The sequence below is a fragment of the Streptomyces sp. NPDC090442 genome (genome assembly GCF_044769405.1).
Lineage (GTDB): Bacteria > Actinomycetota > Actinomycetes > Streptomycetales > Streptomycetaceae > Streptomyces.
On sequence record NZ_JBIVXW010000183.1, the window covers coordinates 1 to 3,607 of the forward strand.

Below are 3,607 nucleotides of genomic sequence, written 5' to 3' on the forward strand. Positions count from 1 at the left end.
CGAGCCTGATGAGTCATCACAACCCAGACAACTCATAGAAACCACTCCATGTCCCCAACCGTGAGCAAGATCATCAATCGTGGGGCGACCCGTTAAACACCAAGCTGAGAACAGGAATGGGGGTCCCCTCGTACTGAACCGCCCGGGATCATGGTGTCCATGACGTACTGGCGGGCGTCAATGGTCGGCCCTGCGATATTTCTTGGCCAGGTTGTCCAGCACGTAAGGGTGAACGCCTAGGCGTAGTTGGGGGAAGAGGTGGATCTCTTCGGCGTCGATGTGCGTGCGAAGCTGGGTGTGTAGTTGGCCCACGAGATGGTCGAAGTAGACGTCGTCGGGTTCATGTGCTTGCAGTTGTTCGAGAAGGTGTCGCATCCGGCTGTGGTCGGCGCTTTTCTGAGTCGCGAGTGTGTCGCCGTGGTCCAGGTGTTCGCGCAACACTGGAGGCAGGTGCTGCTCTTGGAAAGCCAGGTGTTTCTTCAGCTCGATGGTGAGTGTATTGATCAGTCGTTTGCGGTCCGGGGTCCCCGGGGGTGCGTTGTTGAACTGCGCGAGGAGTGCGTCGAAGATGCGGTGATCCGCTGTCAGTTCGTCGACGACGTCGGGGTCGCCTCGCACGATGCTTCCTCCACGATGGTGCGGCGTCGGCTTGCCCGATCGCCGCACCATCTATTCCCGCCCCGCCCGCCGCGTAACAGGAAGGCTCGGGCAAGGCGATGGCCGGCTCATGCCATCCGGTGGGAAACAGCCGTCGCTGCGCTATGGCCGAACATCCTGGGAGTGATGACGGTCTCATTCAGTGACGGCCCTCACACTATGGCAGGCATGAGGAGATCTGGCGCGCGCGTGCTCGAGGGGTCTTGCGCGGATTTAGGTGTGGGTGGGGTTGCCGCAGCACTTCTTGTATTTGCGTGCTGAGCCGCACCAGCAGGGGGTGTTGCGGGGTGGGGGCCAGGGGGTGGCGTGGCCTCGGGCGGCGAGGTCGGCGGCGTAGTGGGCGCGGGTGTCACCGTCCTGTGGGGGAAGGTTGTCTGCTTGGGTGAAGGACAGGAAGTCGCTCATGGTGCCGTGGGCGATGCCGAGGTGGGGTTCTCCCTTGTTGGATAGGCGTTGCAGTGTCTGCTGGACGTGGCGGATGTGTTCGTGGTGTTTGCTTCCGTAGTGGTCGGCCAGCTCGGGCCAGGTGTCTAGGAGCTGGGTGAACTCGTCAGGGTTCCAGAACAGTGCGCAGGTCAGGCGGGGGCGGGTGAGGGCGGCTCGGCGGGCTTCGATCTCGCGGGAGAGTTGCTCGATCGAGGCGGTCAGGGCCTGGGGATCGTTGCCCGGGGCGGTTTGGAGTTCGGGGTTGTGTAGGTCGTCGAGGGTGCTGTTGGCGCGCAGGTGGGGTGGACGGTGCTGGTAGAGGGCGTGAGCGAGTTGGTCGAGGTCGTCGTGCGTCTGGTCAAGGCGACGCCGCACACGATGACGGCCGATGACCAGCATCTCGATGCCCAGAGCGTCCTCCGCACCGCGGACAGCTGCGACGGTGAGCGGGGTGGCGGGGCCCAGCAGGTGGGTCACCCCTGCGGTGAAGTAGTCGGCTGCGTCGTGGAGTTCGCCTGTGGTCTCGAACATCTCCGCGACGAGGTTCCACGGCCCGGTGTCGGTCGGGTGCTGGCGGCGTAGGTTCGTGGCCGCTTCACGGGCCTCGTCGGTGCGCCCGGCTTCCCAGAGTGCGTCGATGCGCAGGGCCTGGACCAGGTGGGGATCTTCGCACCCGGCGTCCAGGAGGTGCTGGAGGAGAGCGAGTGCTCTGTCGTGCTGGCCTGCGCGGCTGTAGTACTCCGCGGCCTCGGTCAGGAGGTGTTCTCGGTCCTGGGGGTACTTCCGGGCGAGGGCTTGCAGTTCTTCTGCCTGCTGGGCGTCAGTCCTCTCGCGGGGGACAGACTGACGGTGTGTCGGGCGGCGCTTGCGGGACATACGAGCACACTAGCGGCGACAGCATAGGTGGGGTGGCGCGTCGCCCGAAGGCTTCAGAATGGGTACGGATCGCCGCCCGCCTCCGCCGCGACCGAGCCCGGAGCTGCTGCAGGTGCAGGTGCAGGTGCGGGTGCGGGTGCCGGGGACGTAGCGGAGCGGTAGGTCTTGGTGACCTGGGCGGTGGCGTAGGTGAGGGAGACGGCGATGTCCTCGGCGTCGATCTCGACGGTGGTGCGGCGCTGGCCTTCCTTGTCGTCGAAGGTGCGCTGCCGCAGACGTCCGGTGACGATCACGCGGGTCCCACGGGTCAGCGACCGGGCCGCGTTTTCGCCCGCCTGCCGCCACAGTGAGCAGCGCAGGAACAGCGGTTCCCCGTCAACCCATTCACCGCGGTCCCGGTGGTAGGTCCGGGGAGTGGACGCCACGGTGAAGGAGGCGACCGGCAGGCCGGAGGCGGTGTGCCGCAGTTCGGGATCCGCAGTGAGGTTGCCCACCACAGTCACCAACGTCTCGCCCGCCATATCCCGCCCCTTTCCTCGCCTTCGACCTCCTCACGGTACCCCGGCGTCTGGCAGCATGTCCGGATGAGCCAGGAACACCCCGCACATCAGGACACGCTAGAGGAGGCCGCCGACGCCCTGCGCGCAGCGGAGCGCTCGGTGAGGGAAGCCCGCCGGCGCCTCAGCACAGCCATCGTCGCCGCATATCAATTGGGGGATTCCATCGCTACGCTCGCCTCCCGCACGGGCGAAGACCCGCATCAGATACGAAACCTGTTGACTGCAGCTGGAGTTCGTCGCCGTTCGTGATTGTTGCGCCAGACCCGGCGGGAAAATGCTGGCCTCGGTGCCAGGGTTCGATCAAGTTCCGTAGGTGTCGGGGTTGTTGGTGATGCCCAGGATGGGGAGTGCTCGTTGGGGTATGTCGTGGATGGCCCGGGTGGTTTTGGCGATGTTGTCGGCTCCGAGGGTTTTGAGTGCGCCGATGGCGAGGTTGCGAAGGGTGGCCATGGCGCGGGGTGCGGTTCCGGTGTGGACGGTGGAGGCGTCCTCGGCGAAGGTGGTGTCCCGGATGTGGTGCGAGGAGTTCTCCACGGCCCAGTGCCCACGCATCGCGGTGGCAAGATCGACTGGGCCGGCTTGGTGGGCGTCGAGGCTGGTGACGGCGTAAACGCTCTCGCGGGTCTCGTGTTCGCCGGTGGGCTTGCGGCGGCGGTGGACACGGAGGGCCAGGCGGGCGTGGGGAAAGGCGATCCCGCCGAGCCGGTCCTCGATGGCGCAGGTCTTGATCGAGCGGGACTCCCGCCTGCCGTGCGCGGAGGCGGAGGCGGTGTGTTGGACAGGAATGTCCCGCCATGGCAGGGCCGCGAGCTGACTGTGGACGGTCGGCTGGTTGGTTTTGATCATGGCGATGTAGTGGGCCTTCTTGGTCTCGACCAGCCAGGAAATGTTCGCCTTGACCGAGTGCAGCGCGTCGAAGGTGACGATGGCGCCGGCCAGGTCCAGCGGTGCCAGCAGCGGCTGGAAGTGGGTGGTTTCGTTCGTCTTCGCGTCAACCTCCACCTGAGCGAGTGTCACGACCGGGCCGTGGGTGACCGCGGAGAGCAGGTGCCGCCGCGCCAAGGTGAGACGAGCTGAGCCTTTGAGCG

General features: G+C 66.0%; 5 protein-coding genes. 1 reads left to right on the top strand and 4 read right to left on the bottom strand.

All coding sequences use genetic code 11. The features are described from left to right. Window positions 1-177: 177 nt before the first annotated feature. The 3 genes from ACIQU6_RS44030 to ACIQU6_RS44040 form a co-directional block, all read right to left on the bottom strand. Window positions 178-618, bottom strand: a complete 441-nt coding sequence (locus tag ACIQU6_RS44030) for a hemerythrin domain-containing protein (RefSeq protein WP_403488254.1) — start codon at window positions 616-618, stop codon at window positions 178-180. 252 nt (window positions 619-870) lie between these two features. Continuing rightward, complete coding sequence (locus ACIQU6_RS44035; protein ID WP_403488256.1) at window positions 871-1,959, bottom strand: SEC-C metal-binding domain-containing protein; 1,089 nt, start codon at window positions 1,957-1,959, stop codon at window positions 871-873. Window positions 1,960-2,012: 53 nt separating this feature from the next. Continuing rightward, window positions 2,013-2,480: a single-stranded DNA-binding protein gene (locus tag ACIQU6_RS44040; protein WP_403488258.1), complete on the bottom strand. Its 468-nt coding sequence runs from the start codon at window positions 2,478-2,480 to the stop codon at window positions 2,013-2,015. Between the two features lie 63 nt (window positions 2,481-2,543). On the opposite strand from ACIQU6_RS44040, the gene ACIQU6_RS44045 reads away from it, so the two are divergent. After that, the gene (locus tag ACIQU6_RS44045) at window positions 2,544-2,768 is read left to right on the top strand and encodes a helix-turn-helix domain-containing protein (RefSeq protein WP_403488260.1); all 225 of its coding nucleotides are present in this window, start codon (window positions 2,544-2,546) and stop codon (window positions 2,766-2,768) included. Between the two features lie 51 nt (window positions 2,769-2,819). Here the strand turns inward: ACIQU6_RS44045 and ACIQU6_RS44050 are convergent. Next, the coding region (locus ACIQU6_RS44050) for an ISAs1 family transposase (RefSeq protein WP_403488262.1) at window positions 2,820-3,607 on the bottom strand (788 nt) is incomplete at its 5' end.

What these genes read in the sequence shown, in the direction of transcription:
- ACIQU6_RS44045 (WP_403488260.1), top strand. Translation starts at nt 2,544, where the DNA reads ATGAGCCAGGAACACCCCGCACATCAGGACACGCTAGAGGAGGCCGCC.
- ACIQU6_RS44035 (WP_403488256.1), bottom strand. Translation starts at nt 1,959, where the DNA reads ATGTCCCGCAAGCGCCGCCCGACACACCGTCAGTCTGTCCCCCGCGAG.
- ACIQU6_RS44040 (WP_403488258.1), bottom strand. Translation starts at nt 2,480, where the DNA reads ATGGCGGGCGAGACGTTGGTGACTGTGGTGGGCAACCTCACTGCGGAT.